The sequence below is a fragment of the Stenotrophomonas sp. 22LJNL06-5-1 genome, assembly GCF_056861455.1.
The window spans coordinates 20,167-44,789 of the sequence record NZ_JBSPUE010000008.1 but is presented as its reverse complement, the minus strand read 5'-3'; the positions used below and the strand labels follow the sequence as shown (position 1 = coordinate 44,789).

At 67.4% G+C, this 24,623-nt stretch carries 24 protein-coding genes; 12 read left to right on the top strand and 12 right to left on the bottom strand.

Annotation, left to right across the window (positions count from 1 at the left end; genetic code table 11):
- The first annotated feature begins 80 nt into the window (after positions 1 to 80).
- The gene (locus AC13GF_RS16710; RefSeq protein WP_126929547.1) at positions 81 to 965 is read left to right on the top strand and encodes a LysR family transcriptional regulator; all 885 of its coding nucleotides are present in this window, start codon (positions 81 to 83) and stop codon (positions 963 to 965) included.
- Between the two features lie 110 nt (positions 966 to 1,075).
- Here the strand turns inward: AC13GF_RS16710 and AC13GF_RS16705 are convergent, their stop codons facing one another.
- A complete protein-coding gene (locus tag AC13GF_RS16705; RefSeq protein WP_483005364.1) occupies positions 1,076 to 1,738 on the bottom strand; it encodes a TetR/AcrR family transcriptional regulator in 663 nt (220 codons plus the stop codon).
- A 75-nt stretch (positions 1,739 to 1,813) separates the two neighbouring features.
- Here AC13GF_RS16705 and AC13GF_RS16700 point away from each other — a divergent pair, with 75 nt between their 5' ends.
- Entirely contained in the window at positions 1,814 to 2,509 is a 696-nt protein-coding gene (locus AC13GF_RS16700; protein ID WP_483005363.1) for a DAPG hydrolase family protein, read from the top strand.
- Between the two features lie 12 nt (positions 2,510 to 2,521).
- Here the strand turns inward: AC13GF_RS16700 and AC13GF_RS16695 are convergent, their stop codons facing one another.
- Together AC13GF_RS16695 and AC13GF_RS16690 are read right to left on the bottom strand one after the other, a co-directional pair.
- Complete coding sequence (locus AC13GF_RS16695; RefSeq protein ID WP_483005362.1) at positions 2,522 to 2,938, bottom strand: VOC family protein; 417 nt, start codon at positions 2,936 to 2,938, stop codon at positions 2,522 to 2,524.
- Positions 2,939 to 2,997: 59 nt separating this feature from the next.
- A complete protein-coding gene (locus AC13GF_RS16690) occupies positions 2,998 to 4,101 on the bottom strand; it encodes an alkene reductase (protein WP_483005361.1) in 1,104 nt (367 codons plus the stop codon).
- A 128-nt stretch (positions 4,102 to 4,229) separates the two neighbouring features.
- On the opposite strand from AC13GF_RS16690, the gene AC13GF_RS16685 reads away from it, so the two are divergent.
- Positions 4,230 to 5,135 (top strand): LysR family transcriptional regulator, encoded by a 906-nt coding sequence (locus tag AC13GF_RS16685; protein ID WP_483005360.1) that lies wholly within the window; start codon positions 4,230 to 4,232, stop codon positions 5,133 to 5,135.
- 10 nt (positions 5,136 to 5,145) lie between these two features.
- Here the strand turns inward: AC13GF_RS16685 and AC13GF_RS16680 are convergent, their stop codons facing one another.
- The gene (locus AC13GF_RS16680; protein ID WP_483005359.1) at positions 5,146 to 5,643 is read right to left on the bottom strand and encodes an Imm70 family immunity protein; all 498 of its coding nucleotides are present in this window, start codon (positions 5,641 to 5,643) and stop codon (positions 5,146 to 5,148) included.
- Positions 5,644 to 5,777: 134 nt separating this feature from the next.
- Positions 5,778 to 8,867 (bottom strand): TonB-dependent receptor domain-containing protein, encoded by a 3,090-nt coding sequence (locus AC13GF_RS16675; RefSeq protein WP_483005358.1) that lies wholly within the window; start codon positions 8,865 to 8,867, stop codon positions 5,778 to 5,780.
- Between the two features lie 214 nt (positions 8,868 to 9,081).
- Here AC13GF_RS16675 and frmR point away from each other — a divergent pair, with 214 nt between their 5' ends.
- The 5 genes from frmR (at position 9,082) to AC13GF_RS16650 (ending at position 13,427) form a co-directional block, all read left to right on the top strand.
- Complete coding sequence (gene frmR, locus AC13GF_RS16670; RefSeq protein WP_005411009.1) at positions 9,082 to 9,357, top strand: formaldehyde-responsive transcriptional repressor FrmR; 276 nt, start codon at positions 9,082 to 9,084, stop codon at positions 9,355 to 9,357.
- 66 nt (positions 9,358 to 9,423) lie between these two features.
- On the top strand, positions 9,424 to 10,533 hold the full coding sequence (locus AC13GF_RS16665; RefSeq protein ID WP_126929554.1) for an S-(hydroxymethyl)glutathione dehydrogenase/class III alcohol dehydrogenase: 1,110 nt from the start codon (positions 9,424 to 9,426) through the stop codon (positions 10,531 to 10,533).
- 8 nt (positions 10,534 to 10,541) lie between these two features.
- Positions 10,542 to 10,901, top strand: a complete 360-nt coding sequence (locus AC13GF_RS16660) for a YqcC family protein (protein ID WP_126929555.1) — start codon at positions 10,542 to 10,544, stop codon at positions 10,899 to 10,901.
- Positions 10,902 to 10,964: 63 nt separating this feature from the next.
- Complete coding sequence (fghA, locus tag AC13GF_RS16655; RefSeq protein ID WP_483005357.1) at positions 10,965 to 11,795, top strand: S-formylglutathione hydrolase; 831 nt, start codon at positions 10,965 to 10,967, stop codon at positions 11,793 to 11,795.
- Between the two features lie 186 nt (positions 11,796 to 11,981).
- On the top strand, positions 11,982 to 13,427 hold the full coding sequence (locus tag AC13GF_RS16650) for a GGDEF domain-containing protein (protein ID WP_483005356.1): 1,446 nt from the start codon (positions 11,982 to 11,984) through the stop codon (positions 13,425 to 13,427).
- A 54-nt stretch (positions 13,428 to 13,481) separates the two neighbouring features.
- Here AC13GF_RS16650 and AC13GF_RS16645 read toward each other — a convergent pair whose 3' ends face one another.
- Positions 13,482 to 13,952, bottom strand: coding sequence for a hypothetical protein (locus AC13GF_RS16645; protein WP_483005355.1), 471 nt, complete (start codon positions 13,950 to 13,952; stop codon positions 13,482 to 13,484).
- A 5-nt stretch (positions 13,953 to 13,957) separates the two neighbouring features.
- A complete protein-coding gene (locus tag AC13GF_RS16640) occupies positions 13,958 to 14,404 on the bottom strand; it encodes a universal stress protein (RefSeq protein WP_483005354.1) in 447 nt (148 codons plus the stop codon).
- A gap of 141 nt (positions 14,405 to 14,545) precedes the next feature.
- On the opposite strand from AC13GF_RS16640, the gene AC13GF_RS16635 reads away from it, so the two are divergent.
- The 4 genes from AC13GF_RS16635 to AC13GF_RS16620 all read left to right on the top strand — a co-directional run bounded on the left by AC13GF_RS16635 (position 14,546) and on the right by AC13GF_RS16620 (position 19,659).
- On the top strand, positions 14,546 to 15,463 hold the full coding sequence (locus AC13GF_RS16635) for a LysR family transcriptional regulator (protein ID WP_005411002.1): 918 nt from the start codon (positions 14,546 to 14,548) through the stop codon (positions 15,461 to 15,463).
- A 153-nt stretch (positions 15,464 to 15,616) separates the two neighbouring features.
- On the top strand, positions 15,617 to 17,146 hold the full coding sequence (locus tag AC13GF_RS16630) for an MFS transporter (protein WP_483005353.1): 1,530 nt from the start codon (positions 15,617 to 15,619) through the stop codon (positions 17,144 to 17,146).
- Between the two features lie 21 nt (positions 17,147 to 17,167).
- A complete protein-coding gene (locus AC13GF_RS16625) occupies positions 17,168 to 18,250 on the top strand; it encodes an HlyD family secretion protein (RefSeq protein WP_483005352.1) in 1,083 nt (360 codons plus the stop codon).
- Positions 18,247 to 19,659 carry an efflux transporter outer membrane subunit gene (locus AC13GF_RS16620; RefSeq protein WP_483005351.1) on the top strand — a complete coding sequence of 471 codons (1,413 nt, stop codon included), beginning with the start codon at positions 18,247 to 18,249 and terminating at the stop codon, positions 19,657 to 19,659. Before AC13GF_RS16625 ends, AC13GF_RS16620 begins: the two co-directional genes overlap by 4 nt.
- Before the next feature lie 111 nt (positions 19,660 to 19,770).
- Here the strand turns inward: AC13GF_RS16620 and AC13GF_RS16615 are convergent, their stop codons facing one another.
- The 5 genes from AC13GF_RS16615 to AC13GF_RS16595 form a co-directional block, all read right to left on the bottom strand.
- Positions 19,771 to 20,109, bottom strand: a complete 339-nt coding sequence (locus AC13GF_RS16615) for a hypothetical protein (RefSeq protein WP_483005350.1) — start codon at positions 20,107 to 20,109, stop codon at positions 19,771 to 19,773.
- Positions 20,110 to 20,186: 77 nt separating this feature from the next.
- Complete coding sequence (locus AC13GF_RS16610; RefSeq protein ID WP_483005349.1) at positions 20,187 to 21,128, bottom strand: DegV family protein; 942 nt, start codon at positions 21,126 to 21,128, stop codon at positions 20,187 to 20,189.
- A gap of 95 nt (positions 21,129 to 21,223) precedes the next feature.
- Positions 21,224 to 21,856: a DsbA family protein gene (locus AC13GF_RS16605; RefSeq protein WP_483005348.1), complete on the bottom strand. Its 633-nt coding sequence runs from the start codon at positions 21,854 to 21,856 to the stop codon at positions 21,224 to 21,226.
- Positions 21,857 to 21,876: 20 nt separating this feature from the next.
- On the bottom strand, positions 21,877 to 23,160 hold the full coding sequence (locus tag AC13GF_RS16600; RefSeq protein WP_483005347.1) for an amidohydrolase family protein: 1,284 nt from the start codon (positions 23,158 to 23,160) through the stop codon (positions 21,877 to 21,879).
- Entirely contained in the window at positions 23,160 to 24,569 is a 1,410-nt protein-coding gene (locus AC13GF_RS16595; protein WP_126929565.1) for an amidohydrolase, read from the bottom strand. The genes AC13GF_RS16600 and AC13GF_RS16595 overlap by 1 nt, the downstream gene beginning before the upstream one ends.
- Positions 24,570 to 24,623: the final 54 nt, after the last annotated feature.

The window sequence follows — 24,623 nt, the reverse complement described above, 5'->3', positions numbered from 1 at the left end:
AGGCGCTTTACAATACGCCCCGTACCCAGCGGCAAGAAGCCCGGATATCGGCATGATTCATCAAGTGAAACTGCACAATCATGGCCACTGACAACCTCTCGCACCTGGCCGCGTTCGCCGCGGTCGCCCGTCACCGCAGCTTCCGCCGTGCCGGCGCCGAGCTGGCGCTGTCGACCTCGGCGGTGAGCTATGCGATCCGCGCGCTGGAAGAACGGTTGGGGGTGGGCCTGTTCCATCGCACCACCCGCAGCGTGGCCCTGACCGAGGCCGGGCAGCGCCTGCTGGAGCGCCTGCAGCCGGCCTTGGGGCAGGTGCACGACGCGCTGGAAGAGATGAACCAGTTCCGCGCCGCCCCGGCGGGCCTGCTGCGCATCAATGCCACCCGTGCGGCGGTGGCGACACAGCTGGGGCCGCGGCTGGCGCGCTTCCTGCACGCCCATCCCGATGTGCGGGTGGAGCTGACCGAGAACGATGGCCTGGTCGACATCGTCGCCGAGGGCTACGACGCCGGCGTGCGCCTGCATGAGTTCGTGCCCGAGGACATGGTGGCGGTGCCGATGGGGCCACCACTGCGCGGGCTGATTGTCGGCTCGCCGGATTACCTGCGGCGGCACCCCGCGCCACAGCATCCGCGCGATCTTGCTGCACATGAATGCATCCGCTTCCGCTTCGCCAGCGGGCATCTGTACAAATGGCAGTTCGAGCGCGGTGGGCAGGCGCTGGAGATCGACGTGCCCGGACGGCTCACGCTGGGCGAGCAGGGCACCGTGGTCGGCGCGGTACTCGATGGCATCGGCCTGGCCTACGTGCTGGAAGACACGGCAAGGCCGTACATCGATTCGGGGCAGATGGTGGCGGTGCTGGAAGACTGGAGTGAACCGTTCGCCGGCTTCGCGCTGTACTACCCGAAACAGCGGCAGATGCCCGGTGCGCTGCGCGCGTTCGTGGATATGCTGCGCGAGTGAGTTGCTGCAGGAGTGCCGACCAACGGTCGGCACCCACCGGGGGCAGGCCATTGCTGGCCAACGAATCGGGATCGGCCGGTAGATCCACGCCACGCGTGGATGGCGCAATCTTACGGCGCCTGCAACACCGGTCCCAACAACGCCAGGCACTCACCCAGATGCACCTCCACCGGCGCATCCTCGGCCACCACACCGATCACGCGTTCGCGCAGTGGCTCGGCCACGGCCATCGCCAACACCAGCCGCGCCATGCGCACGGGGTCTCCTTCGCGCAGCAGCCCACGCTGCTGCTGGCGCGCCAGCCAGTCGGCCAGCAGCGCACGGCCGCGTTCGATGCCGTTGTCCAGATAGGCCTGCAGCAGCGCGTCCTTGCCGGGAAAGTCGGTGGCCAGCAGGCGGAATACCTGCACCGCCTGCGCCGACAGCGCCTGCGCACATACCGCCTGCAGGATGTCCTGCAGCAACGGCAGCACCTCGTCGGCATCGCGCGCATCGCGCTGCAACTGTGGCGCGAAGCCGTCGGTCCACTCGCGCACTGCCAACCCGACCAGTTCCTCGCGGTTGCTGGCGTGGCGGTACACGGTCTTCTTCGCCACCCCGGCGTGCGCCGCCACCGCTTCGATGGTGGTGGCCTCGTAACCCTGCGCCAGCAGCAGCTCCAGGGTGGCCTGCAGCACGGCGTGGCGGACTTCGGCTTCCGGTCGCGCAGGGCGGCCGCGGCGGCGGGTTGGTGGAGGTGGCTCGGGCAGGGTGGTGCTGTTCATTGCGCCCATCTTACCGCATCCGGCTAATTGCGAAACGTTGATCGTTTCCGTATTGTCGGGTCTCCCAACCCGTAGGAGACCCCGATGGATACCGCTGTGAACGCTCGCGCCTGGCTGGACCACCACGATCTGCTGGACCCGGCGCCGATGCACCTGGAGACCGGCATCCAGCGCCGCGAAGACGGCACCCTGCTGGTGGCGGTGCGCACCGATTTGCACGGTTGCAAGGGGCGCATGCTGGACTGGTGGTTCACCTTCTTCGAGACCACCCAGCACATCCGCTGGTGGCATCCGGTCGATCATGTCGAGCATCGCGGTTGGGACGCGGCCTGGCAGCGTGGACGCAGCTACCACGGCGCCAGCATCCATGCCGTGGAATCACTGGCCGACATTCCGCCGGTGGCGGCGCGCCTGAAGTTCCATGACCCGCGCACGCTGCTGGTGCCAGAGCGCCTGCAGGCGGCACAGGATGCAGGCGATGTATCGGCGGTGATCGCCGCGCGCATCGGCTTCGGCGACCACGTCCGCCTGGATGCAAACGGTGATCCCTGCGACGGGCAGATGCTGCACGTGGCGCGCGATACGCCGTTTGGCTGTGTGCTGCGCAGCCGCTTCGTGCTCGGCCTGGACAGCGCCGATCCACGCTGCGATGCCGGCGATGCGGTTGGCCTGGGCCTGCTCAAGCATTGCTACACGGAGTTCAGTTTCCTCTCGCGCCTGCTGCCGTCGCTGTACTACGGCGAGCGCGCCAACGGCGAAGCGGTGCCGTTGCCGTGGTGAACGTGGCGCCGGTCATTCGACCAGCGCGTCGTAGCCTTCGCCACTGAACTGGATCAGGCAGAAGCCGTGGCCGAACGGATCGGCCAGCACGGCGATGTGCCCCCAGCGACGCTCGCGCACGGACTGCTCGAGCGTCGCCCCAGCCGCAACCGCTCGTACCAGCGCCGCTTCGATGTCATTCACCACCCAGTCCAGGTGCAGCGGCGTCCAATGGCGCTCGTAGTCGCGCACGTCGCCGTCTTCGGTGGCGGGGCTGCCGGCCTCGTTCTGCAGCAGGTACAGCGGCGCTGGCCCACCGAGCAGCTCCACCGCGCCCGGGCCGAGACGGCGGCCGATGCGCAGGCCGAAGGCTCGGATGTAGAAGTCTTCGGCAGCGGCGAGATCGGGGACATCGAGGTTGACGATGAACGATGCGGTGGGCGTATCCATGGGCAGATTCAGTGGATGCGGGCGGGCAGTGTACGCCCGCATCCACGCATGGCGTGGCTCTACTGTGCTCGCGGGTAATCGAGGTAGCCCGCCTCGCCGCCGCCGTAATAGGTGTTGCGGTCCGGCGTGGCCAGCGCGACGTTGTGCTGCAGGCGCTCGACCAGATCCGGGTTGGCGATGAACGGCTGGCCGAACGCGGCCAGGTCGATGGTGCCGGCCTCGACCAGCTGCAGGGCGCGTTCGCGGGTCATGCCACCGGCCAGGATCACGGTGCCACCATAGGCCTGCTTGAACTGTTGCAGGAACGCCTCGCCCAGCACCGACTGGCCCGCCTGCAGGTTGTCGTTGAGGTGCACATAGGCCAGGCCGCGCTTGCCCAGTTCGTCGGCCAGGTACAGATAGGTAGCTTCGTTGTCGGGGTAGAACGGCATGTCGAAGGTGAGGTTGTTCGGTGCCAGGCGCACGCCGATGCGATGCGCACCGATGCGCTGCGCCATTGCATCGACGGTGTCCAGGATCAACCGCGCACGATTGGGCAGCGAGCCGCCGTAGCGGTCTTCGCGCTGGTTGATGAGCGGGTTGAGGAACTGCTCGAACAGGTAACCGTTGGCGGCATGCAGTTCGATGCCGTCGAAGCCGGCCGCAATGGCGTTGTCCGCGCCGCGCATGAAGTCGTCGACGATACCGGGGATCTCCGCGGTCTCCAATGCACGTGCCGGGGTGGGATCGGCATGTCCGCGGCTGCCGTCGTCCAGGTACACGAACGAGGTGTTCTTCGGTGCGCTGGCCACCGGGCGGGTGCCGGCGCTGACCGGTTGACCACCGTCGGGCTGCAGCGAGGCATGCGACATGCGGCCGACGTGCCACAGCTGCGCGAAGATCGTGCCCTGTTCGGCGTGCACGGCGTCGGTCACCTGCTTCCAGCCCGTCACCTGCGCCGCCGACCAGATGCCGGGCACGTCGATGTAGCCCTGGCCCTGCGGCGAGACCGGGGTGCCTTCGCTGATGATCAGGCCGGCGCTGGCGCGCTGCCGGTAGTACTGGGCGGTCAGTTCGTTGGCCACGACGCCGGGGTTGCGGGCGCGGGTCATCGGGGCCATCGCGATGCGGTTGCGCAGGGCGGTGCCTGACAGGTCGAAGGGGCGGAAGAGGGCGGCGGTCATGTCGGTCATCTCGGTGCGGGGGAGGCGCCAGCGGCGCGATGCACACAGGATGGAGTTGACATGCAGGCGCATAAAGCGCTTCGATCTCCCTTGGTGCGGGACTATTTGTCCCCAATGGGGTGCGAACGATGCTGCCGCTGGAATCCTTGAATGGCCTGGTGACCTTTGTCACCACCGCACGCTCGGGTAGCTTCACCGAGGCTGCCGACGCGCTGGGCATCTCGCGCTCGGCGGTGGGCAAGGCCATCGCGCGGCTGGAAGCGCGGCTGGGGGTGCGCCTGTTCCACCGCACCACGCGGCGCATCGCGCTGACCACCGATGGCGAGGCGTACTACGCATCCTGTGCAGCGGCGCTGGAAGAGATCTCCGCGGCCGAGGCCTGCCTGGGTTCGGCCGGGCTGCCCAGCGGGCGGCTGCGCATCGACATGCCGTCCTCGTTCGGGCGGCTGGTGGTGTTGCCGGTGCTGCTGCGGTTGTGCCGGCAATACCCGGACCTGCAGATGACGATGACCTTCACCGATCACTTCGTCGATCCCGTCGAGGAAGGCATCGACCTGCTGATCCGCTTCGGTGGGCTGCACCAGGCAGAGCATCTTGTGGCGCGGCGGCTGGGGCGCCAGCGGCTGGTCACCTGCGCATCGCCGGAGTACCTGCAGGCACATGGCGTGCCGCGCACGGTGGAGGAACTGGCGCAGCACCGCAGCATCGTCGGTTTCCGTCATGGCCAGCCAGTCTGGTGGCGGATCGGCAGCGGGCAGGACGACGGAACGTTCATTCCCAGTGCGCCCTATCAACTCAATGATGGCGATGCGGTGATCGAAGCGGCCCTCGCTGGCCTCGGTATCTGCCAGATGCCCATTTCACTGGTACGCCGGCATCTGGATTCCGGCGCGCTGCAATCGGTGCTGGACGCGCGCATGCAACGGCACATCGACATCCATGCGCTGTGGCCACCGACGCGCCACCTGCGGCCCAAGGTGCGCTATGTGGTGGACGAGCTGACCCGGTTGGCGGAACAAGGTCTGTTTGATTGAGCGGAGGGCATCAATAGTCGACGATCCGGGCGGACGTGTCTTCGCCTTCCTGAAGTGCTTCAAACACCTCAGCCAGGAGAGCAATCAGATTGCGTCCATGCGCGGTGACGAAGTAGGTCGCCAGGCTGTCGATGTCGGGAGCGATATCGCCTCCCCACGGTGGATGCTGGGTTCGATCCTCGAACGACCAGATGACACGGGCTGGGGGCAGCTCGGCCAGTTCGCTGCGGACCCTATGCAGTTCGACCAGTGCGTCGGCAGCATCTGATTGCTGCAGTCTGCCGGCGTACAGCTGCCTCAGGAGAATAGGAAATCGGCTTCCCCATCCATCCGGTTCGAGATTTCCTGCGATGGTTGAGAAGAACGCGTACAGGAAGCTGGGACTTCCTATTTCATCGGTGATCTGTCCAAGCCGGATGCCGACTGTCATGCGCGTGAACCCCAATGACTGGTCGGAACCGCAGGCAGGACATAGGCGATCTCCTGATGGTGCCTCATCGATTTTCATTCCGCGTGATGTTTCCTTGATGGTCGGCCCCGGTAGAGGGGGGCGTCCATACGAAACATTGCAGAATCCGAGGGCGCATTGAAAAGAGCGGGGCCCGTACAGCGGGCCCCGCCTGTGGAACCACTGCGCCTGGCCTACTTGAAGTTGTAGCGCAGGCTGGCCATGTAGCGACGGCCCAGTGCATCCAGCACATAGGGGAACGGACCGATGTCGTCGCCCACGTTGATCACCGACAACGTCACGCGCGCGGCGTCGGTGATGCGGTAGGTGACGTTGGCGTCCCAGGTGGTCCAGCTGTCGCGGTAGAAGTACTGACGGCTTTCCGGGGTATCGGTCATCGTGTACTGGGCGCGGCTGGTGTAGTTGGAGGCCACGCCGTAGTTCCAGTTGCCGATGCGATGCTGGGCGGTCCAGCGGAACTGGCGCTTGGGCTCGTTGAAGCTGCCCGCCTGTTCGACGAACGGCACGTCCCGGTTCGCGGCCTGGCCACGGTTCTTCGGCATGTAGCCGTAGAAGTCCAGGTCCAGCACGCCGAAGCGCGACAGGTCCCAACGGTAGCCGACTTCGGCGGTCCAGCCGCGGAACATCAGCACCGGGCCGTTGCCATACTCGGTCTTGATGCTGGTCGCCACACCGGTGTTCGGATCACGCGTCACCAGGCCGCAGAAGCGGTTGGCGTTGGGCACGTTGGCGGCGTTGAAGTCGGCAGTGTCGAAGCAACCGGTGATGATGTCGTTGGCGCTCAGCGACGTGATCACGTTGTTGATCTTGATGTCGTACCAGTCGGCGGCGACGCGCAGGCCCGGAATCCACTCCGGCGCGAACACGATGCCGGCCGTCCACGACTTCGCCGTTTCGTTCTGCAGGCGGGTGCTGCCGTTGGTCGAACCCAGCGTATTGGTCGGTTGCTGGCGGAAGGTGTTCGGATCGGCGCCGGGGTAGGCGGCGAAGAACGCCTGGCAGTTACGGCGACGCGCCGCCGGATTGGAGCCGCCGCTGATGTTGTCCAGCGAGCACACTTCCGGGATGTTGTAGTAGGCCGGCTGCTGGGTGGTGTAGAGCTCGGCGATGGACGGCGCGCGCAGTGACTGGGTCTTGTTGCCGCGCAACTGCAGGCCGGCGATCGGTTCGTACTGGATGCCGTAGGTGAACGCATTGAACGCGCCGGCAACGGAATTGTCGACGCGGCGGAACTTGGCGGTCAGGTCCAGGCGATGCAGCCCCGGGATATCCCAGTCGGGATTGAACAGCGGTGCCAGCACTTCGGCGAACACTTCATTGGTGTGGTATTTGCCTTCCGCCGCCTGGGTCGGCACCGAACGGCCCTGGCCCAGGCGCTGGTACTCGCTGGGCGTGAATGAGCCTTCTTCGCGGCGGTGTTCGAAGCCGGCCGCCGCGGACAGTTCGCCGCCGGGAAGATCGAACAGGCCGCCGGATACCGACGCGTTGATGACGGTCTGGCGGGTCTGCGCCTTGGCCACGGTCCGGGTGGAGACATAGTCCAGGGCTTCGCGCGACGCCTGGTTCTCGCCGAACAGATTCAGCGGGCGGCAGTTCGCATCGGCCGTGGTGCCCGGGCGGGTGGCATCACAGATGATGCGCCCGCTGGCGTCGGTGGTGACGTTGATTGCATTGATGAAGTTCTGCTGGATCAGGCCGGTGCCGAGGTAGTCGAAGTCACCGCGGCCATGGGTGACGCTGGCTTCCCAGTTGAAGCTGCGCTTCCCAACTTCGAAGAAGCCGTTCAAGCCGAGCACCGCGCGGGTCAGGCGGGTCTCGGTGCTGGCGTTGTTCATCGACAGGTCGCGCGAAGAACGCGACAGGCGGAACGAGGTGATGCCGTTGTCGGCGAGGATCCTGCGGGTTTCCGCACTCAGGAACGGATTGCTGGCGCTGAAGGTCAGTGCACCGCTGGCGGTACCGCCGCCGTCCAGGCGCGCATTGCCGAAGGACACCGCGTTGTAGACGTTCTGGTCCAGGGTTTCGCGGGCGGTCGCTTCGTATCGCGAAAGCTCGAAGAAGCCGCGCACGTTGTCGGTGAAGTCGAAGCTGCCGGTGGAGAACACCGAGCGTCGTTCGAGGTCGGCGATCAGCGGCACTGTCTCGAACAGGTTCAGGCCGTCACCGCCGGAGGCATTGCCGCCGGCGTAGCTGATGCCGGGATTGAACTCGACCAGCTTGCCCTCGTTATTGAACTGCCACAGTTTGTCTTTGTTCGGGCCGAAGCCAAGGATGTCACCCAGGCCGTTGCGCGTGTAGCTGCCGGTGGCCGGCATCACCAGGCCACCGAAGGTCATGCTGGCAATGCGCCGGTTGCGGATCCAGACCTGGTCGGGGATGCCATCGCGGGGCCCGGTGTTGAACGGAATGCTGCCGTCGATGCGACCATCATTGGTCGGCCGGCGCAGGGGCTGGGCAGTGGCATTGGCGGCCGTGGGATTGGCCTGCAGGCTGTAGCCCTGGCGGTAGAAATCGCGTTGCAGCGCGTTCACCCCATCGGCATTGTCCAGTTCCGCCGCCACCACGATGTGGCCACGCCCATCGGCGAATCCGGTACCGAAGATGGCCGACCAGGAGTAGCGCTCGTTGTCGTTCTTGCTGGTTCTGCCATAGCCCAGTTCGACTTCGGCGCCATCGAACTTGTCGCGCAGGATGATGTTATTGACGCCGGAGATCGCATCCGAGCCATAGGTGGGTGCACCGCCAACGCTGAGGCTTTCAATGCGTTGCACCATGACGCTGGGAATGGCGTTCATGTCGACCTGGATGCCCGAACCGCCGCCGGCGCCGAAGATGGTGGGCGGGGTAGAGGTCACGAAGCGGCGTCCATTGACCAGGGTCAGCAGGCGATTGCTGCCCAGGCCGAACTTGCTGGCGAAGTTGACGCCTGCACCGAAACCGGCCTGGTCGCCGCGCGAACTGACGCCGGCACTGACTCCGGGAATCCGGGTTACTGCGTCAATGAGGTTGGTGTCGCCATAGTTCTCGATCGATTCACGGCTGACCACCGCAGCGGGCTCCAGCGTGTCGAAGCCGGCGCGGTAGATGCGCGAGCCGGTGACGGTCATCCGGTCCAGCTGCACGGGGGTCTTGCTGCTGGCGGGCTCGGCCTTCTGTTCCTGCGTGGCGGCCTGCTGCGCCATGGCCGGTGCGGCGGCCACCAGCACCAATGCCGAACCCAGCGCGACAGACAAGCGACTGCGGGCGAACAACGGTCGGTACATGATTTCTCCCTGGTCACGCCAATGTGACTCAGGGATAAACGCAGGGGCGAATGCGACACCCTAGGTCATGAAAAAGTAACAATTGAATCTATTTACTATTCATTCATATTTGCAGGCTGATCTGTCCGTAGCGCATGCCCCGGCATGCACGATGTGGCTTCGTCTGTCCGTGTATGTATACTATCCCCCAGTATAGTTCCGAGGTGGCCCCGCCATGCCGCACTCCCCCGAAGAGAAGAAGAAGGTCCTGGCCCGCGTGCGCCGCATCCGCGGCCAGTGCGATGCGCTGGACCGCGCGCTGGAAGCCGGCGCCGACTGCGGGCCGGTGCTGCAGCAGATCGCCGCCATCCGTGGCGCCGTCAACGGCCTGATGTCCGAGGTGATGGAGGCCCATCTGCGCGAGGAGTTCGGGCAACCCGCAGCCTCCGACGAACAACGCGCCGAACGCGTGCGCGACATGAGCGCGTTGATCCGCTCGTACCTGAAATAAGCATCGGCGCCACTTCGCGCCGATCTCCCTGCCATCCCATTTCCGCCTGATCCTGGAGAAGCCACCATGAAGTCCCGTGCCGCCGTCGCCTTTGGTCCCGGCCAGCCGCTGCAGATCGTCGAAATCGACGTCGCCCCGCCGAAGAAGGGCGAAGTGCTGGTCAAGATCACCCACACCGGTGTCTGCCACACCGATGCGTTCACCCTGTCTGGCGATGATCCGGAAGGCCTGTTCCCGGTGGTGCTGGGCCATGAAGGCGCCGGCATCGTGGTGGAGGTGGGCGAGGGCGTGACCAGCGTCAAGCCGGGCGACCACGTGATTCCGTTGTACACCGCCGAGTGCGGCGAGTGCCTGTTCTGCAAGAGCGGCAAGACCAACCTGTGCGTGTCGGTGCGTGCCACCCAGGGCAAGGGCGTGATGCCCGATGGCACCAGCCGCTTCAGCTACAACGGCGAGCCGCTGTACCACTACATGGGCTGCTCGACCTTCAGCGAGTACACCGTGGTGGCCGAAGTCTCGCTGGCCAAGATCAATCCGGAAGCGAACCCGGAGCACGTCTGCCTGCTCGGCTGTGGCGTCACCACCGGCATCGGCGCGGTGCACAACACCGCCAAGGTGCAGGAAGGCGACAGCGTGGCCGTGTTCGGCCTCGGTGGCATCGGTCTGGCGGTGATCCAGGGCGCGCGCCAGGCCAAGGCCGGCCGCATCATCGCGGTGGACACCAACCCGTCCAAGTTCGAGCTGGCGCGCGAATTCGGTGCCACCGACTGCATCAATCCGAAGGACTACGACAAGCCGATCCAGCAGGTCATCGTTGAAATGACCACCTGGGGCGTGGACCACAGCTTCGAATGCATCGGCAACGTCAACGTGATGCGCGCGGCGCTGGAATGCGCGCACCGTGGCTGGGGCCAGAGCGTGGTGATCGGCGTGGCCGGTTCGGGCCAGGAGATCTCCACCCGTCCGTTCCAGCTGGTGACCGGGCGCAAGTGGATGGGCACGGCCTTCGGTGGCGTGAAGGGCCGCAGCCAGCTGCCGGGCATGGTGGAAGACGCGATGAAGGGTGATATCGAACTGGCCCCGTTCGTCACCCACACCATGGACCTGGACAAGATCAACGAAGCCTTCGACCTGATGCATGAAGGCAAGTCGATCCGTTCGGTGGTCCATTACTGAGCCGCGTCATGGGCTGGCTGGATGCCCTGCGCCGGCCGCGTGCGGAAGACCCGCGCGCGGCCCTGGTGGCGCCGATCGAGCAGGCGTTGCGTGCGCTGGGCTGGGTAGTGGGCGAGGTGGGGCCACCGCGTGCGGTGACTTCGGCCTTCGGCAGCGACGATGGCATGCCGTTCGAGCAGTGGCTTGCGCAGGTATTCCTGCCGCGCCTCTACGAGGCGCGCGCGGCCGGGCAGTGGCCGCCACGCAGCGATGTGGCCGTGGCGGCCTGGCGCAATCTTGATGGCCAGCCTGGCGTCGAACCGTTGCTGCGCCTGCTGGCGCAGCTGGATGAACGGATCAACAAAGGCATCCACGCCGCGCGTGGATAAGCCGGCCAAGGTCGGCATCTACCAGAAGCACGCGCGCGCTGACGCGCCGTGCAGGAGAGCACCATGGAACGCATCGAACACCGCGCCTGTTCCGGCGGCTGGCAGGACGTCTACCGCCATCATTCCACCACGCTGGGCTGCGACATGCAGTTCGCTGTCTACCTGCCGCCGCAGGCGGAAACGCAGACGCTGCCGGTGCTGTACTGGTTGAGCGGCCTGACCTGCACCGAGCAGAATTTCATCACCAAGGCCGGCGCGCAGCGCTATGCGGCCGAGCATGGCGTGATCATCGTTGCGCCTGATACCAGCCCGCGCGGCGATGACGTGGCCGATGCCGAGGGCTATGACCTGGGCAAGGGGGCGGGGTTCTACCTCAATGCCACCCGTGCACCGTGGGCGAAGCACTACCGCATGCACGACTACGTGGCACAGGAGCTGCCAGCACTGATCGAGGCGCATTTCCCGGTCACCGAAGCGCGTGGCATCAGCGGCCACTCGATGGGCGGCCATGGTGCGCTGGTGATCGCGCTGCGCAACCCGGGTCGCTACCGCAGCGTGTCGGCGTTCTCGCCGATCGTCGCACCCAGCCACGTGCCGTGGGGGCAGAAGGCCTTCCACGCCTACCTGGGCGACAACCCGGCGGACTGGGCGCAGTGGGATGCCAGTGAACTGGTCGCCGTGGCCCGTGAGCGCCTGCCGTTGCTGGTCGACCAGGGCGAGGCGGACGAATTCCTGCAGACCCAGCTGCAGCCGCAGCGTCTGCAGCAGGCCTGCGATGCCGCCGGCCATCCGCTGACCCTGCGCCTGCAGCCGGGCTACGACCACAGCTACTACTTCATCGCCAGTTTCATCGGCGAGCACATCGCCCATCACGCCCGCGCCCTGCACGGCTGAGGGCTTTCCGGTAGTGCCGGCCGCTGGTCGGCAACCTGCCGCCCTGTGATTCATTGGGATTGCCGGCCAGCGGCCGGCACCACCATGGCGGCACACGCGGAGTGTCGTCTTGCCGCAGTGGATCACGTGGCCGTGGCGCGGGCGGGGCTATGGTGCGCCCATACGGCCTTGCGGATCGGGGGATGCATGCCGGTAGTGCTGGCGCTGCTGTATGTGCTGTGCCACGGCCTGGTCGTGGCCTTGTGGCCGGGTCCGGCCGGTGCGGGTTCCTTCGTGTTCCTCACGGGCGCCCCGTTGCTGGCGGCGGCGGCCTGCCTGTGGCGGGCGCGCCGCGACCGTGCCGCGCTCGGCTGGCGCGCCACCGCCCTGGCGCTGCTGCTTTGGGCGGGTGGCATGGCCGTCAACATGATCGACGCGCTTGGTGCCGGCCGTGCCGATGTCACGCCGCAGGCCAGCCTGTTCCTGTATGTGCTGTACGGCGTGCCACTGGTGTTCATCCTGGCCCGTGCACGCCGCGAGCGGTTGAGCATCAGCCTGATCGACGCGGCGATGGCCGCGTTGCTGGGCGTGCTGTTCTTCGTGCACGCGCAGTCGTTTGCCGCGCGCGTCGACATCGATGACCACGCGTTGTCCAACATGCAGCGCATGTTCGATATCCAGAATCTGTGCATCGCCGGATTCGCGGTGGTGCGCTGGCTGGTGGGGGACGTTCCGGAGCGGCGCAACTTCTTCCGCGCGCTGGCGATCTACGCGGTGGGCTACCTGATGGTGGCGTACTACATCAACCACTACACCTCGGAACAGTCCTTCGGTGCCTACAACGATCTGCTGATCGATCTGCCATTCCTGCTGCTGGCGTTGCTGGCGATGAGCCAGGCGCCCGCGCCGACGTTCGTGATGCACCCGAGGCTGGCCAGAACAGTGCAGGCGGCGGGGCCGATGATCCTACCGTTGCTGCTGCTGGTGGTCGGTACCCTGGTGGTCGACCACGCGCGACCGTTGGCGGTCACCGGCTTCGTGGTGGCTACGCTGGGCTTCGGCGTGCGCAGCATCCTGCTGCAGGTGGACCTGATGGAACGGCAGGCATCACTGGACCAGCTCGCTCGGCAGGATGGCCTGACCGGCGTGGCCAACCGGCGCGAGTTCGATGCACTGCTGCTGGCGGAATGGAACCGTGCGCGGCGCAGCGGCAGCGAGCTGGGCCTGCTGTTGCTGGACATCGACCATTTCAAGGTCTTCAACGACCGCTACGGACATCCGGCCGGGGACCGCTGCCTGCAGGCCGTGGCCACGGTCCTGAAGATCAGTGCCGGCCGCGCCGGTGACAGTGTTGCCCGTTACGGCGGCGAGGAATTTGCGGTGATCGTGCCCGGAAGCCCGCTGTCGGGTGTGCTGGCGCTGGCCGAGCGCCTGCGTGAGGCGGTGGCGGCGCTGCCACTGCCGGAAGGGTCGGTCAGTATCAGCATCGGCGTGGGCTACCTGCATCCGCCGGCGCTGGCCAGTGCCGATCAGTTGCTGGCGGATGCCGATGCCGGCCTGTATGCCGCCAAGCGGGCTGGTCGCAACCAGGTGATCCTGCATGCGCACGTGCTCGACGACGAAGGCAGTGCGCACGGCAGGATGGATTGCTGAGCGCGCCAGGTGCCCGCCCCCTGTGCATGATTGCGCACGGGCGGCGCGGCCGGGTCATCGCTGCCGCAGCCAGCCGGTGGGATCGAGCAGCCTCAGCCCGACCGGTGACAACGAGCGCTGCCGCAACGGCAGGTTTGCCGCCTGCACGGCCATCGCACAGCGCGCCAGCTGCTGGCGCAACGGTGCCAGCGTGTCGTCTTCGCGCGGGCGCGCATGCCGCCATTGTGCGATGCGCAGCAGGCAGACCAGCAGGTCCAGTTCGCTGGCGGCAATGAACGGAGAGCCGGCCGGCAGCAGATCGATCGGAGCGGCAGGCGTGGCCAGCAGCGGCAGCAGGCCGATGAAGGCGTCGCAGCCCTCCTGGCCAAGCCCGAGTCCGCTCAGCTGGGCGAGGCCATCGGCGTGCAGATCGGGGTCGCGCAGCTGCCTTATCGCGCCCAGCAGCGCCTGTTCGCCGCGGCCGAACTGGCGGCCGAAGGCGCGGTAGTTGACCCGGGTGGGAAACAACGGGGAACGGGAGGCCATGGTTGCTAGGGCTGTGGGTCGCGGGTTTCCACCAGCACGGGACAGGGCGCGTGGTCGATGGTCCATTGCCCGATCGAGGGTTCGAACAGGCGTTCCAGGCGGGACAGATGGCGGTGGCCGATGACGACCAGGTCGCACTTCAGGCGCCGGGCCTGCTCGCTGATCACTTCGCCCGGGTCGCCGGAGGGAATCTGCGCGATGGCGTCGACGCCGCGCTCGCGCAGCTCGGCCAGGGCTTCGGCCAGCACCGCTTCTGCCCGCGAGCGCTGGCGGGCGGCTTCCGGGTACTCGATGCGGTCGGCTTCGCTGGCATCGGCCGCCAGCGCGAATTCGGGGTCGAGCACGCACAGCAGGTGCAGGCGGCTGTGGGGGCCGGCGATGGCGGCGGCCAGGTCCAGCACGCGTGCGTGCTGGGGGCCACCATCCAGGGCGACCAGCAGGGTATTGAACATGGATGTCTCCTTGGCAGGCCGGGGATGGTCGCCGATGTCTCCGCGCGCACCCATGCCGTGCGCGGCAGTCAATGAATGCGTATAACGCAATCCACGGTGGTTACACGTGTCGTAGAGTCATCTGATTTACTGGAGACTGTCATGCCCCTGCCGGACCTGAACCTGTTGCTGGCACTGGACGTGCTGATTGACGAATGCAGCGTGGCCGCCGCCGCGCGCCGGATGAACCTGAGCGCGCCGGCGATGAGCCGTACCCTGGGCCGGATCCGCACCGCGCTGGGCGACCCGGTGCTGGTGCGTGCCGGCCGCGGCCTGGCGCCCACGCCCCGCGCCCTGCAGCTGCGCGAGCAGGTCCGCGATGTGATCGAGCAGGCCCACCGCGTCTTCAACGCCGGTCGCGAAGTAGACATGCGCGTGCTCGAGCGGACCTTCAGCGTGCGTGCCAATGATGTGTTCGTCGGTGGTTTCGGCGGACGCCTGCGCGAGCTGTTCCGCCAGCAGGCACCGCGCGCGGTGCTGCGCTTCGTGCCCGAGGGCGATACCGACGACGATGCGATGGCGCAGGGCCGGATCGACCTGTACATCAGCACGGCCGGCAAGCATGCGCCCGATACCAAGGTGCAGAACCTGTTCAGTACCTCGTTCATGGGCGCCGCGCGCGAAGATCATCCGTTGTTCGATGAGGAGATCAGCGCCGAGCGTTTTGCCGCCTGCGACCACATCGCGGTGTCGCGCCGCGGCTTGCCGCGTGGTCCGATCGATGATGATCTGGCCGCGCTGGGCCTGCAGCGGCGGGTGGCACTGATCAGCCCGACCTTCCACGGCGCGATCTTCGCGGCGGCCGAATCGGACCTGATCCTGCCGCAGATGCCGAGCGTGATGCTGGAGCGGATCGTCAGCATGCGCCTGCCGTTGCGCCTGTTCCCGTTGCCGATTCCGGTGCGGACCGCGGCCATCGTGCAGGCCTGGCATCCGCGCCTGGACAACGACGCCGCCCACCAATGGCTGCGGCGCTCGATCAAGACCATGTGCGAAAGCGCAGGGGAGGCCCCGCGCTGACATCTGCAGGCGTGCGCCTGGCGCACGCCTGGGATGCGGGTCGCGCCATTTTTCGCAGGGTACCGGCTCCCTAGACTGCGCTCCCCGGAGTTTCACTGAGCGCATTCCAATGACCCCCAACATGCCGTGCACTGCACGGATAGGTGCCCGGCGATGAGTACGCCGGCCGCCGCTGTCCCGGCCGCCGCAGCGCCCCGTCCTGCCGCCGCCCCCGGGCTCGACCGCCGCGTTCTGGTCGGCCTGTGTGGCGTGCTGCTGGCGGTGCTGGTGTCGGGCTTCAACGAGAACATCACCAAGGTCGCCCTGGCCGACATCCGTGGCGCGATGGGTTTCAGCGTCGATGACGGCAGCTGGATCGTCGCCCTCTACAGCGCGATGTCGGTCAGCGCGATGGCCTTCGCACCGTGGTGTGCCGCCACCTTCTCGCTGCGCCGCTTCGCATTGGCGATGATCGGTGGCTTCATGGTGCTGGGCGTGCTCTGCCCGCTTGCCCCGAACCTGCAGGTGTTCCTGCTGCTGCGCGCGCTGCAGGGCCTGTGCGGTGGCGCGCTGCCGCCGCTGCTGATGAGCGTGGCGCTGCGCTTCCTGCCGCCGGGCATCAAGCTGTACGGCCTGGCCGGCTACGCGCTGACGGCGACCTTCGGCCCAAGCATGGGCACGCCGCTGGCCGCGTTCTGGGTCGAGCAGGTGGGCTGGCACTGGGCGTTCTGGCAGATCGTGCCGTACTGCCTGGCCGCCATGGCGATGGTCAGCTGGGGCCTGCCCCAGGACCCGCTGCGGCTGGAGCGTTTTGCCCAGTTCGATGGCGTCGGCCTGCTGCTGGGCCTGCCGGCGCTGGTGCTGCTGGTGCTGGGCCTGGTGCAGGGCCCGCGCCTGAACTGGTTCGACTCGCCGATGATCACGCTGATGATCGGCGGCGGAGCCGGCCTGATGGTGCTGTTCATGATCAATGAATGGTTCCATCCGCTGCCGTTCTTCAAGCTGCAGCTGCTGGCCAACCGCAACCTCAGCTACTCGCTGGTGACGCTGGGCGGCGTGCTGTTCGTGCTGCTGGCGGTGATCTCGATCCCGTCCGGTTTCCTGGCCAGCGTGCAGGGCTACCGGCCGTTGCAGACCGCACCGATGCTGCTGTGGGTGGCGTTGCCGCAGGTGATCGCGTTGCCGCTGGTGGCGGCGTTGCTGAACATCCGCGCGGTGGACTGCCGCTGGGTGCAGGCCACGGGCCTGGCGATGCTGGCGCTGGCCTGCTGGCTGGGCTCGCACCTGGATGTGACCTGGATCCGCGACAACTTCCTGTGGGTGCAGCTGCTGCAGGTGTTTGCCCAGCCGATGGCGGTGCTACCGCTGCTGATGCTGGCCACCGGCGGCCTGGCGCCACAGGACGGCCCGTTTGCCTCGGCGTGGTTCAACACGGTCAAGGGCTTCGCTGCCGTGCTCGCCAGCGGCGTGCTGGATGCCGTCGCCCAGGGCCGCCGTCATTTCCATTCCACCGTGCTGGTCGACCGCCTTGGCGAGCAACCGTGGCTGGCCGATGGCCCGCAGCTGGGCGCGCGCCTGCATGCGCAGGTACAGGCGCTGACCTCGGCCGACCTGTACTGGGTGGTCGCACTGGTGGCGCTGGCCTTCATTCCCCTCATTGCCTGGATGCCCACCCGCATCCATCCGCCACGTGCCGTGGCCTGAACCTTTCGCAGGAACCCCCTCATGACGATCAATCGAACCACTCTCAACACCGGCCTGGGCCTGGGCGTGCTGGCCCTGGCCATCGGCGCCTGGCTGCTGCTGCGCGATGGCGGCCACCAGACCACCAACAATGCGTACGTGGTGGCTGACTACACCCTGGTGGCGCCGAAGATTCCCGGCTTCGTCAGTGCCGTGGAAGTCGAGGACAACCAGTCGGTGAAGGCCGGCGACGTGCTTGCCCGCATCGACGACCGCGACTACCAGGTCGCCCTGCAGGCGGCCCGTGCCGACCTCGCCAATGCCCGTGCACAGCTGGCCAATGCGCAGGCCGCACTGGCCCAGCAGGACTCGCTGATCGAGCAGGCCAGGGCCAGCGTCGATGTCAGCCGTTCCGAACTGACATTGGCCAGTGCCGACCAGCAGCGCTACCGCGAACTGGCCCGTGACGGCGCCGGCACCGTGCAGAACGCACAGCAGGCGCAGTCGAAGCAGGCCGTGGCCAGTGCGCATCTGCAGCAGGGCCAGGCCGCGCTGTCGACCGCACGCCAGCGCACCGACATCCTCAGCGCGGGCGTGCAGGCCGCGCAGGCAGCGGTGCAGCGTGCAGAAGCGGCGCAGGCACGCGCCGAACTGGATCTGTCGCACACCGTGCTGCGCGCGCCGATCGATGGCATGGTCGGTCGCCGCGCAGTGCGCGTGGGTGCCTACCTGACCCCGGGCACCCCGGTGGCCGCGGTGGTGCCGCTGAAGCGTGCGTTCGTGGTCGCCAACTTCCAGGAAACGCAGATGACCCGCATGCAGGCCGGCCAGCAGGTCGAACTGAAGGTGGACGTGTTCCCGGGTAAGCCGCTGCGCGGGCACATCGACAGCATCGCACCGGCCACCGGCGTCACCTTCGCTGCCGTCGCACCGGAGAACGCTACGGGCAACTTCACCAAGGTGGTGCAGCGCATTCCGGTGAAGATCGTGCTGGAGCCGGGTCAGCTGCTGCTGGACCAACTGCGTGCCGGCATGTCGGTGGAAGCCAGTGTTGACCTGGGTAGCCGTGTGCGCGCGCAGAGCGTACAGCACAGTCCGGGCCACAAGAGCGGGGAGGGTGCATGAGCGCAGTCACCGTGTTCCGCACCTTCGTTGCGGCCAGCCTGTGCACGGCCCTGGCTGCCTGCACGATGGGTCCGGACTTCGTACGCCCGCAGGCGGAACTGCCCGGCCATTGGCAGGGCGAAGCTGTCGCCGGCAACGCCATCGACCAGGACGCGGCCTGGTGGGCCGGTTTCGACGATCCGCTGCTGGGGCAGCTGGCCAACCAGGTGCTGGCGGCCAACCTGGACCTGCAGCTGGCGGCCAACCGCGTGCAGCAGAGCCGCGCCGCACGCGGCATCACTGCCGCCGACCGCCTGCCCAGCGTCAGCGCGAGCGCCAGTGGCGTGCGTGCACGCAACAGCGAGGTGGGCCTGAATGATCCGTCCGGCAACGGCGGCCGTGATGACTACGGGCTGTTCCAGGCCGGTCTCGGCCTGAGCTGGGAGCTGGACCTGTGGGGTCGCGTGCGGCGCCAGGTGGAAGCGGCCGATGCGCGCGTGCAGATGGCCGAGGAGGATGCACACGCAGTGCGCATCGCGCTGCTGGCGGAAACCGCGCGTGATTACCTGCAGCTGCGTGCGACGCGGCAGCTGCTGGCGATCACCGAGGACAACCTCAGCATCGCCCTCGACATGAAGCGCCTGACCGAGGCACGCCAGCAGCAGGGCGTGGCCAGCACGCTGCAGGTGTCCAGCGCGTCCGCGCAGGTGGCATCGTTGCAGGCACGCATCGCGCCGTTGCGGCATCGCGAATCACAGCTGCGCAATGCGCTGGCGTTCCTGCTGGCACAGCCGCCGCAGGCGCTGGACGCGCAGCTGCAGGATGCACGCCGCGACTGGCCGGCGTTGCCGGCCGTAGCGGTGGGGCTGCCCAGTGAACTGGCCGAGCGTCGCCCGGACATCCGTCGCGCCGAGGCCGCACTGCATGCGGCAACGGCGGGCATCGGCGTGGCCAAGGCCAGTTTCCTGCCGCGCATCACCTTGAATGGCGACGCTGGCTTCCAGGCCAAGCAGCTCGATGACCTGGATGGCTGGAACGCGCATCGTTTCAGCATCGGGCCGTCGATCAGCGTGCCGATCTTCCAGGGTGGGCGACTGAAGGCCAACCTCGCGCTGAGCAGGCTGCAGCAGCAACAGTCGTCGCTGCAGTTCCGCCGTACCGTGCTGCAGGCCTGGCATGAAGTGGACGACGCCATTGATGGCTACAGCGCCGAGCAGCAGCGCACGGTGCAGCTGCACGTGGCGGTGGATGAGAGCGAGACCGCATTGGGCGCTGCGCGCCGGCAGTACCAGGCCGGCGTGGTCGACATGCTGGACGTGCTGACCACCCAGCGCATCGCGCTGGACAACCAGGCCGCGCTGGCCAACAGCCAGGCCACCGCCGCGATCGCGCGGGTGGAGCTGTACCGCGCGCTGGGTGGTGGCTGGTAGTGCCGGCCGCTGGCCGGCATTTTCATGGGGTGTGTGGATGCCGGCCAGCGGCCGGCACTACCCGAAGCTCGGTAGTTGCCAACCAAGGTTGGCATCTACCAGAGCAGGGCCTCAACGCACGTCGCGCAGTTCCCAATGGTGGCCGGCCAGCAAGCGCAGGCGCTGCTTGAACACGTCACTGTCGATGCGGGTGGTGGCGACCAGATTGATGCGCAGGTCTTTCTGCTCGCCGGTCACGGTGGCGTCCGGATCGGTCACGCCCCACTGCGGTTCCACCGCGTCCGGGTCGGGCTGCTTGGCCTTCCAGAGCTCGAACAGCGTGCCGCTGCGCAGGGCGTCCTGCAGCTCTTCGGCGAAACCGGCGGCGCCCTGCGAGTGGAAGGACAGGTCAGGGTCATTGCCACGGGCCTTGGACGGGTCGGGCAGGCTGATGTGGTACTGCGCAGGCATGGAGTTCTCCTTGAAGTGCGGCAAGGCTGGCACAACCGCGGTGGAATCGGTGTGCAGATTCCGGCCGTGGCCAGCGTTCATTCGAACCGATGCGGCCCATCGGCAAAGCCCACGGTGACCGCGCCCTTGCCGACGTTGACCATGCCGGTCAGGCTCATCACCGATTCGTACACGGTCACGCCATGGGTGGCGCAGACCTCTTTCAGCTGTGCGTAGCCGGGCAGCGTGCGCAGCTCGTCCAGCTCACCGCCGTAGCTGACGCACACCGTCGGTGTCATCAGCCCGGCACGCACGCGCTGGCCGACCACCGCGAACAGCTTCTGCACGGCATTGTCGAACCCCTTGATCTTGGCCACCGGCCCGGTCTCGCCACGGTAGCCATGCAGCACCGGCTTGATGTCCAGCGCGCTGCCCAGTGCGGCGCTGAGCAGGCCGACACTGCGGTCGCCCTTGTGCCGCGCACGCGCGCGCATGTAGTACAGGTCACGGGTGACCATGTAGCCGTGCACGTTGCTGGCCAGTTCCTCCAGCCGCTCACGGATCTGCTGCACGCTGGCATTGCTGTCGCGCAGGCGCACGGCTTCCACCGCAGTCACCGCCTGGGCAGCGAACAGATTCTGGGTGTCGAGCACGCGCAGCGCGAACGGCGAGTTGTAGCCCGCTGCCTGACGCACCGGCTTGTAGTCGTTGAGGATGGCGAAGCTGGCCTGCAGCGCGTTGTCATGGATCGGGCTGCGGGTCTTGGTGATGGTCATGCAGAACACGTGGTCGTAATCGATCACCAGCTGCTGCAGGAACAGGTCGCGGATCTGGTTGACGCTGAAGGGGATGGTCTCCGCTTCAGCGCCATGTTCGGCCACATGCGCGTGCAGGAAACTCAGGGTGGCCTGCTCATCGCGATGATCGGCCAGCACGGCTTCGCCGATCCGTACGGTGATCGGCAGCAGCACGATGTTGTGCTCGGCAATGAAGTCCTGCGGCAGGTCGCAGGCCGAGTCGACGACGATTCCGATGCGCATCCGCGGCTCCCCCTCCAGGGCGGTTGTAGGTTCGGAAACGTGAAATCTATCTCAAAACCTGGCGTGGCGCGCGAGGGAAACGCGCCACGCCCTGTTCAGCGACTGCGCTGCACCGCCACCGGCAGGTTGGCCAGGCGCTGCCATTCGGGCTGCTGCAGCAGGCCCGGATCGGCCAGTACCGCTGCCATCAGCGGGTGCGCGTCGTTGCCCCAGAACAGCTCATCATCAATGGCCAGGGTCGGCACACCGAACACCCCGGTGCCAATTGCGGCCTCGGTGTTGCGGCGCAGCTGTTCCTTGACTGCCGGTTCGGCGATGGCGCTGGCGACATCGTTAATACCGAGCTGTGCGGCCGGTTCGCGCAGGGCCTCGGCGCTGTCGCCGGCATGGCCATCGCGCCAGATCCAGTCGAACAGCACGTCCACCGCCTGCACGCTGGCACCGGCGGCCAGGCACAGGCGCAGGGCGGACAACGGGTTGAACGGATGGCCGGGTGGGAACCGCAGCGGTGTGCCCTCGGCCTGTGCGGTCCACAGCAGCTGGCGGTAGATGAAGCGACGCTTGGCCGGAATCTCGGCTGGCCCCAGGTTGCCCAGGTGGTGCAGCACCGCACCGAAGGCGATCGGTACGGTCTGGATCTGCGCGAACTGTGGCAACTGCTTCAGCTTCTGCCAGTGCAGGTAGGAATAGGGCGAAATGAAGTCGAAGTACCAGCGCAGCGTCGCCATCGGTGTGTCCTCGTGTGCGGTCAGGGCTGCGCGTTGCGCTGCAGGTAGCGGTCGCGCAGTTCGGTCTGGCGCGAGCGCATCGGCATCGCACGGCCGCCCAGCCAGACCTGCTCGGCATAGTGCGCCACGTCCAGCGGATCGCCCTCCCACAGCACCAGGTCGGCACGCTTGCCGGGCTCGATGCTGCCGATCTGGTCGGCCACCCCGAACGCCTGTGCAGGCACCCGGGTCAGTCCGGCCAGGCCATCGGCCCACGGCAAGCCGTTGGCCACCGCGTTGCCGGCCAGCTGGCGCATCTTGCGCGCGTTGTGGGTGGCGTCGCCGCGCTGCACGAAGGAAACCGCCACGCCGGCACGCTGCAGGCGCGCGGCGTTTTCCAGGGTGGCACCAAGCTGGTCGAAGCTGGCCGGCAGGTTGGCCAGCACGTCGACGAACACCGGCACGTGCGCAGCGGCCAGCTCCGGCGCCACCTGCCACGCTTCGCTGGCACCGGCGATGGCGATCTTCACCTTCTCGCGGGCGGCCCAGCGCAGCAACTGGCGGATATCGGCGGCGCGATCCACCTCCACCACGATGCGGCCCTGGCCGGCCAGGTAGCGGCTGAGCGTGCGGCGCCCGGCCGGCGTCAGCAGCGCGTGCGGCGAGTCCGCAGCGACCTGTCCGCGTGCTTCGTCGATCATCTGCTGCAGCAGCATCCATTGCGCGGCGCGCGAATGCCCGGTCAGTTCGGAGGCTGCCGCGCCGATGCGCAGGAACAGGGCACGCGGTCCGATCGGGTCGGCGCTGCCGTCCAGCCGCATCACGCCGCCCTGGCCCGCCACGAAGCCACCGCCGGTGGCGGCGCCCAGTGCAGTGAAGCCGATGCCTTCCAGGCGCGTGACCGGAATCAGCACCGAGGCCGGGTTGTAGGCGAGCGTGACGTCGAATTCCGGGCGCAGCGGCTGCTCGCCGAGCTTCAACGAACTGTCCACCGTGCTTGATTCACCCGAGACCTCTTCGATACCGGTTTCGGTGATGCCACCGAACAGCGCCGGGGTCAGGGGACGGCCATTGGCCTCGACCACGGTGGCGCCGGCCGGCGCCGACAGGCCGTTGCCCACCGCACGGATGATGCCGCCCTGCACCAGCACATCGGCGTTCTGCAGGCTGCCGCGCGCGCTGGCGGTATGCACCGTGGCGTTGCGCACCAGCAGGTCCTGTGCCTGCGCGGATGCGCAGATGCAAGACAACGCCATGACCGTAGAACCGAGCCATGCCCGGCTGCCCTTCGCGGCAGACTGCACCAACTGCTTGAGCGCCGCCATCAGCGCACCTCCTGGCCAAGCTGGAAATCGGAACGCGGCGTCGCCGCCGGTGCGCTGCGGTCGTACAACCTGCGGCCATCAATGAAGACCTGCTCGGCCAGCGCGTACGAACTGAAGGGGTTGCCGTTCCAGACCACCACGTCGGCCATCTTGCCGGCCTCCAGGGTGCCGGTCTGGCCTTCAATGCCCAGCGCCTTGGCGGCGTTGGCGGTCATCCAGGTGATGGCGTGCTCGGGCGTGATCTCCGGCATGCGCGCGCGGCGCGCGGACGCCATCACCTTGGCCGCTTCCTGGTTCAGGCGCTGGATGCCTTCGGGTGAATCGGAGTGAACGATGGCGCAGCTGTTCTTCGGCCGGTCGACCAGCGCGATGTTCTCCGGAATGCCGTCGAAGGCTTCCATCTTGAAGCCCCACCAGTCGGCCCACAGAGCACCGCAGACGCCGTCGGCGGCCAGCCGGTCGGCCAGCTTGTAGGCCTCCACGCCGTGGTGGAAGGCGGCCACCTTGAAGCCGAATTCCTTGGCCAGATCGAGCATGGTGGCCATCTCGTCGGCGCGGTAGCAGTGGATGTGCACGCGGATGTCGCCTTCGATCGCGCCGGCCAGCGTGTCCAGCTTGAGATCGCGCTTGCCGCCGGCATCACCGGCGCTGTCGCCCTTGTCGCTGCCGAACCAGCCCTTGCGCTTGGCCGGCTTGGGCTTGTTCTTGGCGATGTAGTCGGCGGCATCGATGAAGGCGGCGCGATAGCCTGCCACGTTGCCCATCCGCGTGGCCGGGGTCACGCCCTTGCCTTCGCCATAGACCCGCTTGGGGTTCTCGCCGCAGGCCATTTTCAGGCCCCAGGGTGCACCGGGGAACTTCATCGCCTGGTAGGTGATGGCCGGTACGTTCTTCAGGGTCACGCCACGGCCACCGACCAGGTTGGCCGAGCCCGGCAGCACCTGCATGCTGGTCACGCCGCCGGCCAGCGCGGTAGCAAAGCCCGGGTCCTGCGGCCATACCGAGTGTTCGGCCCAGACGTTGGCGGTGACCGGCGCGGTCATTTCGTTGCCGTCGCTGTGCGCGCCGACGCCGGGGCTGGGGTACACGCCCAGGTGCGAGTGCACGTCGATCAGGCCGGGGGTGACCCACTTGCCCTGCGCATCGATGCGGGTGACACCGGCATCGGCCTGCAGCTGGCGGCCGACGGCGACGATGCGGCCCTCGCGCAGCAGCACGTCGGCATTGTCCAGGCGCTGGCCGGTGCCGGTCAGCACGGTGGCGTTCTGGATCAGCACCGGCGCATCGGGATGGGCCTGGTAGGTGCTGGGGTAGGGATCGGCGACGAAGCGCGAGGCGCCCACCGCCGGAGCCGTGCTCAATGAAAGCAGTGCCAGGGCTACCCCGGCGCGCAACAACGTCGATGCCATGCAGTTCCCCTTGCAGCCTGGTCCAACCGTCGACGCTAGCCCGGAGGCGGCGGG

Coding starts and splice junctions, on each gene's coding strand:
- frmR (WP_005411009.1), top strand. CDS start 9,082: ATGCCGCACTCCCCCGAAGAGAAGAAGAAGGTCCTGGCCCGCGTGCGC.
- AC13GF_RS16620 (WP_483005351.1), top strand. CDS start 18,247: ATGAGCGCAGTCACCGTGTTCCGCACCTTCGTTGCGGCCAGCCTGTGC.
- AC13GF_RS16635 (WP_005411002.1), top strand. CDS start 14,546: ATGCCCCTGCCGGACCTGAACCTGTTGCTGGCACTGGACGTGCTGATT.
- AC13GF_RS16710 (WP_126929547.1), top strand. CDS start 81: ATGGCCACTGACAACCTCTCGCACCTGGCCGCGTTCGCCGCGGTCGCC.
- AC13GF_RS16595 (WP_126929565.1), bottom strand. CDS start 24,569: ATGGCATCGACGTTGTTGCGCGCCGGGGTAGCCCTGGCACTGCTTTCA.
- AC13GF_RS16685 (WP_483005360.1), top strand. CDS start 4,230: ATGCTGCCGCTGGAATCCTTGAATGGCCTGGTGACCTTTGTCACCACC.
- AC13GF_RS16695 (WP_483005362.1), bottom strand. CDS start 2,938: ATGGATACGCCCACCGCATCGTTCATCGTCAACCTCGATGTCCCCGAT.
- AC13GF_RS16705 (WP_483005364.1), bottom strand. CDS start 1,738: ATGGGCGCAATGAACAGCACCACCCTGCCCGAGCCACCTCCACCAACC.
- AC13GF_RS16660 (WP_126929555.1), top strand. CDS start 10,542: ATGGGCTGGCTGGATGCCCTGCGCCGGCCGCGTGCGGAAGACCCGCGC.
- AC13GF_RS16640 (WP_483005354.1), bottom strand. CDS start 14,404: ATGTTCAATACCCTGCTGGTCGCCCTGGATGGTGGCCCCCAGCACGCA.
- AC13GF_RS16610 (WP_483005349.1), bottom strand. CDS start 21,128: ATGCGCATCGGAATCGTCGTCGACTCGGCCTGCGACCTGCCGCAGGAC.
- AC13GF_RS16615 (WP_483005350.1), bottom strand. CDS start 20,109: ATGCCTGCGCAGTACCACATCAGCCTGCCCGACCCGTCCAAGGCCCGT.
- AC13GF_RS16625 (WP_483005352.1), top strand. CDS start 17,168: ATGACGATCAATCGAACCACTCTCAACACCGGCCTGGGCCTGGGCGTG.
- AC13GF_RS16605 (WP_483005348.1), bottom strand. CDS start 21,856: ATGGCGACGCTGCGCTGGTACTTCGACTTCATTTCGCCCTATTCCTAC.
- AC13GF_RS16650 (WP_483005356.1), top strand. CDS start 11,982: ATGCCGGTAGTGCTGGCGCTGCTGTATGTGCTGTGCCACGGCCTGGTC.
- AC13GF_RS16630 (WP_483005353.1), top strand. CDS start 15,617: ATGAGTACGCCGGCCGCCGCTGTCCCGGCCGCCGCAGCGCCCCGTCCT.
- AC13GF_RS16665 (WP_126929554.1), top strand. CDS start 9,424: ATGAAGTCCCGTGCCGCCGTCGCCTTTGGTCCCGGCCAGCCGCTGCAG.
- AC13GF_RS16700 (WP_483005363.1), top strand. CDS start 1,814: ATGGATACCGCTGTGAACGCTCGCGCCTGGCTGGACCACCACGATCTG.
- AC13GF_RS16675 (WP_483005358.1), bottom strand. CDS start 8,867: ATGTACCGACCGTTGTTCGCCCGCAGTCGCTTGTCTGTCGCGCTGGGT.
- AC13GF_RS16690 (WP_483005361.1), bottom strand. CDS start 4,101: ATGACCGCCGCCCTCTTCCGCCCCTTCGACCTGTCAGGCACCGCCCTG.
- fghA (WP_483005357.1), top strand. CDS start 10,965: ATGGAACGCATCGAACACCGCGCCTGTTCCGGCGGCTGGCAGGACGTC.
- AC13GF_RS16645 (WP_483005355.1), bottom strand. CDS start 13,952: ATGGCCTCCCGTTCCCCGTTGTTTCCCACCCGGGTCAACTACCGCGCC.
- AC13GF_RS16600 (WP_483005347.1), bottom strand. CDS start 23,160: ATGGCGGCGCTCAAGCAGTTGGTGCAGTCTGCCGCGAAGGGCAGCCGG.
- AC13GF_RS16680 (WP_483005359.1), bottom strand. CDS start 5,643: ATGAAAATCGATGAGGCACCATCAGGAGATCGCCTATGTCCTGCCTGC.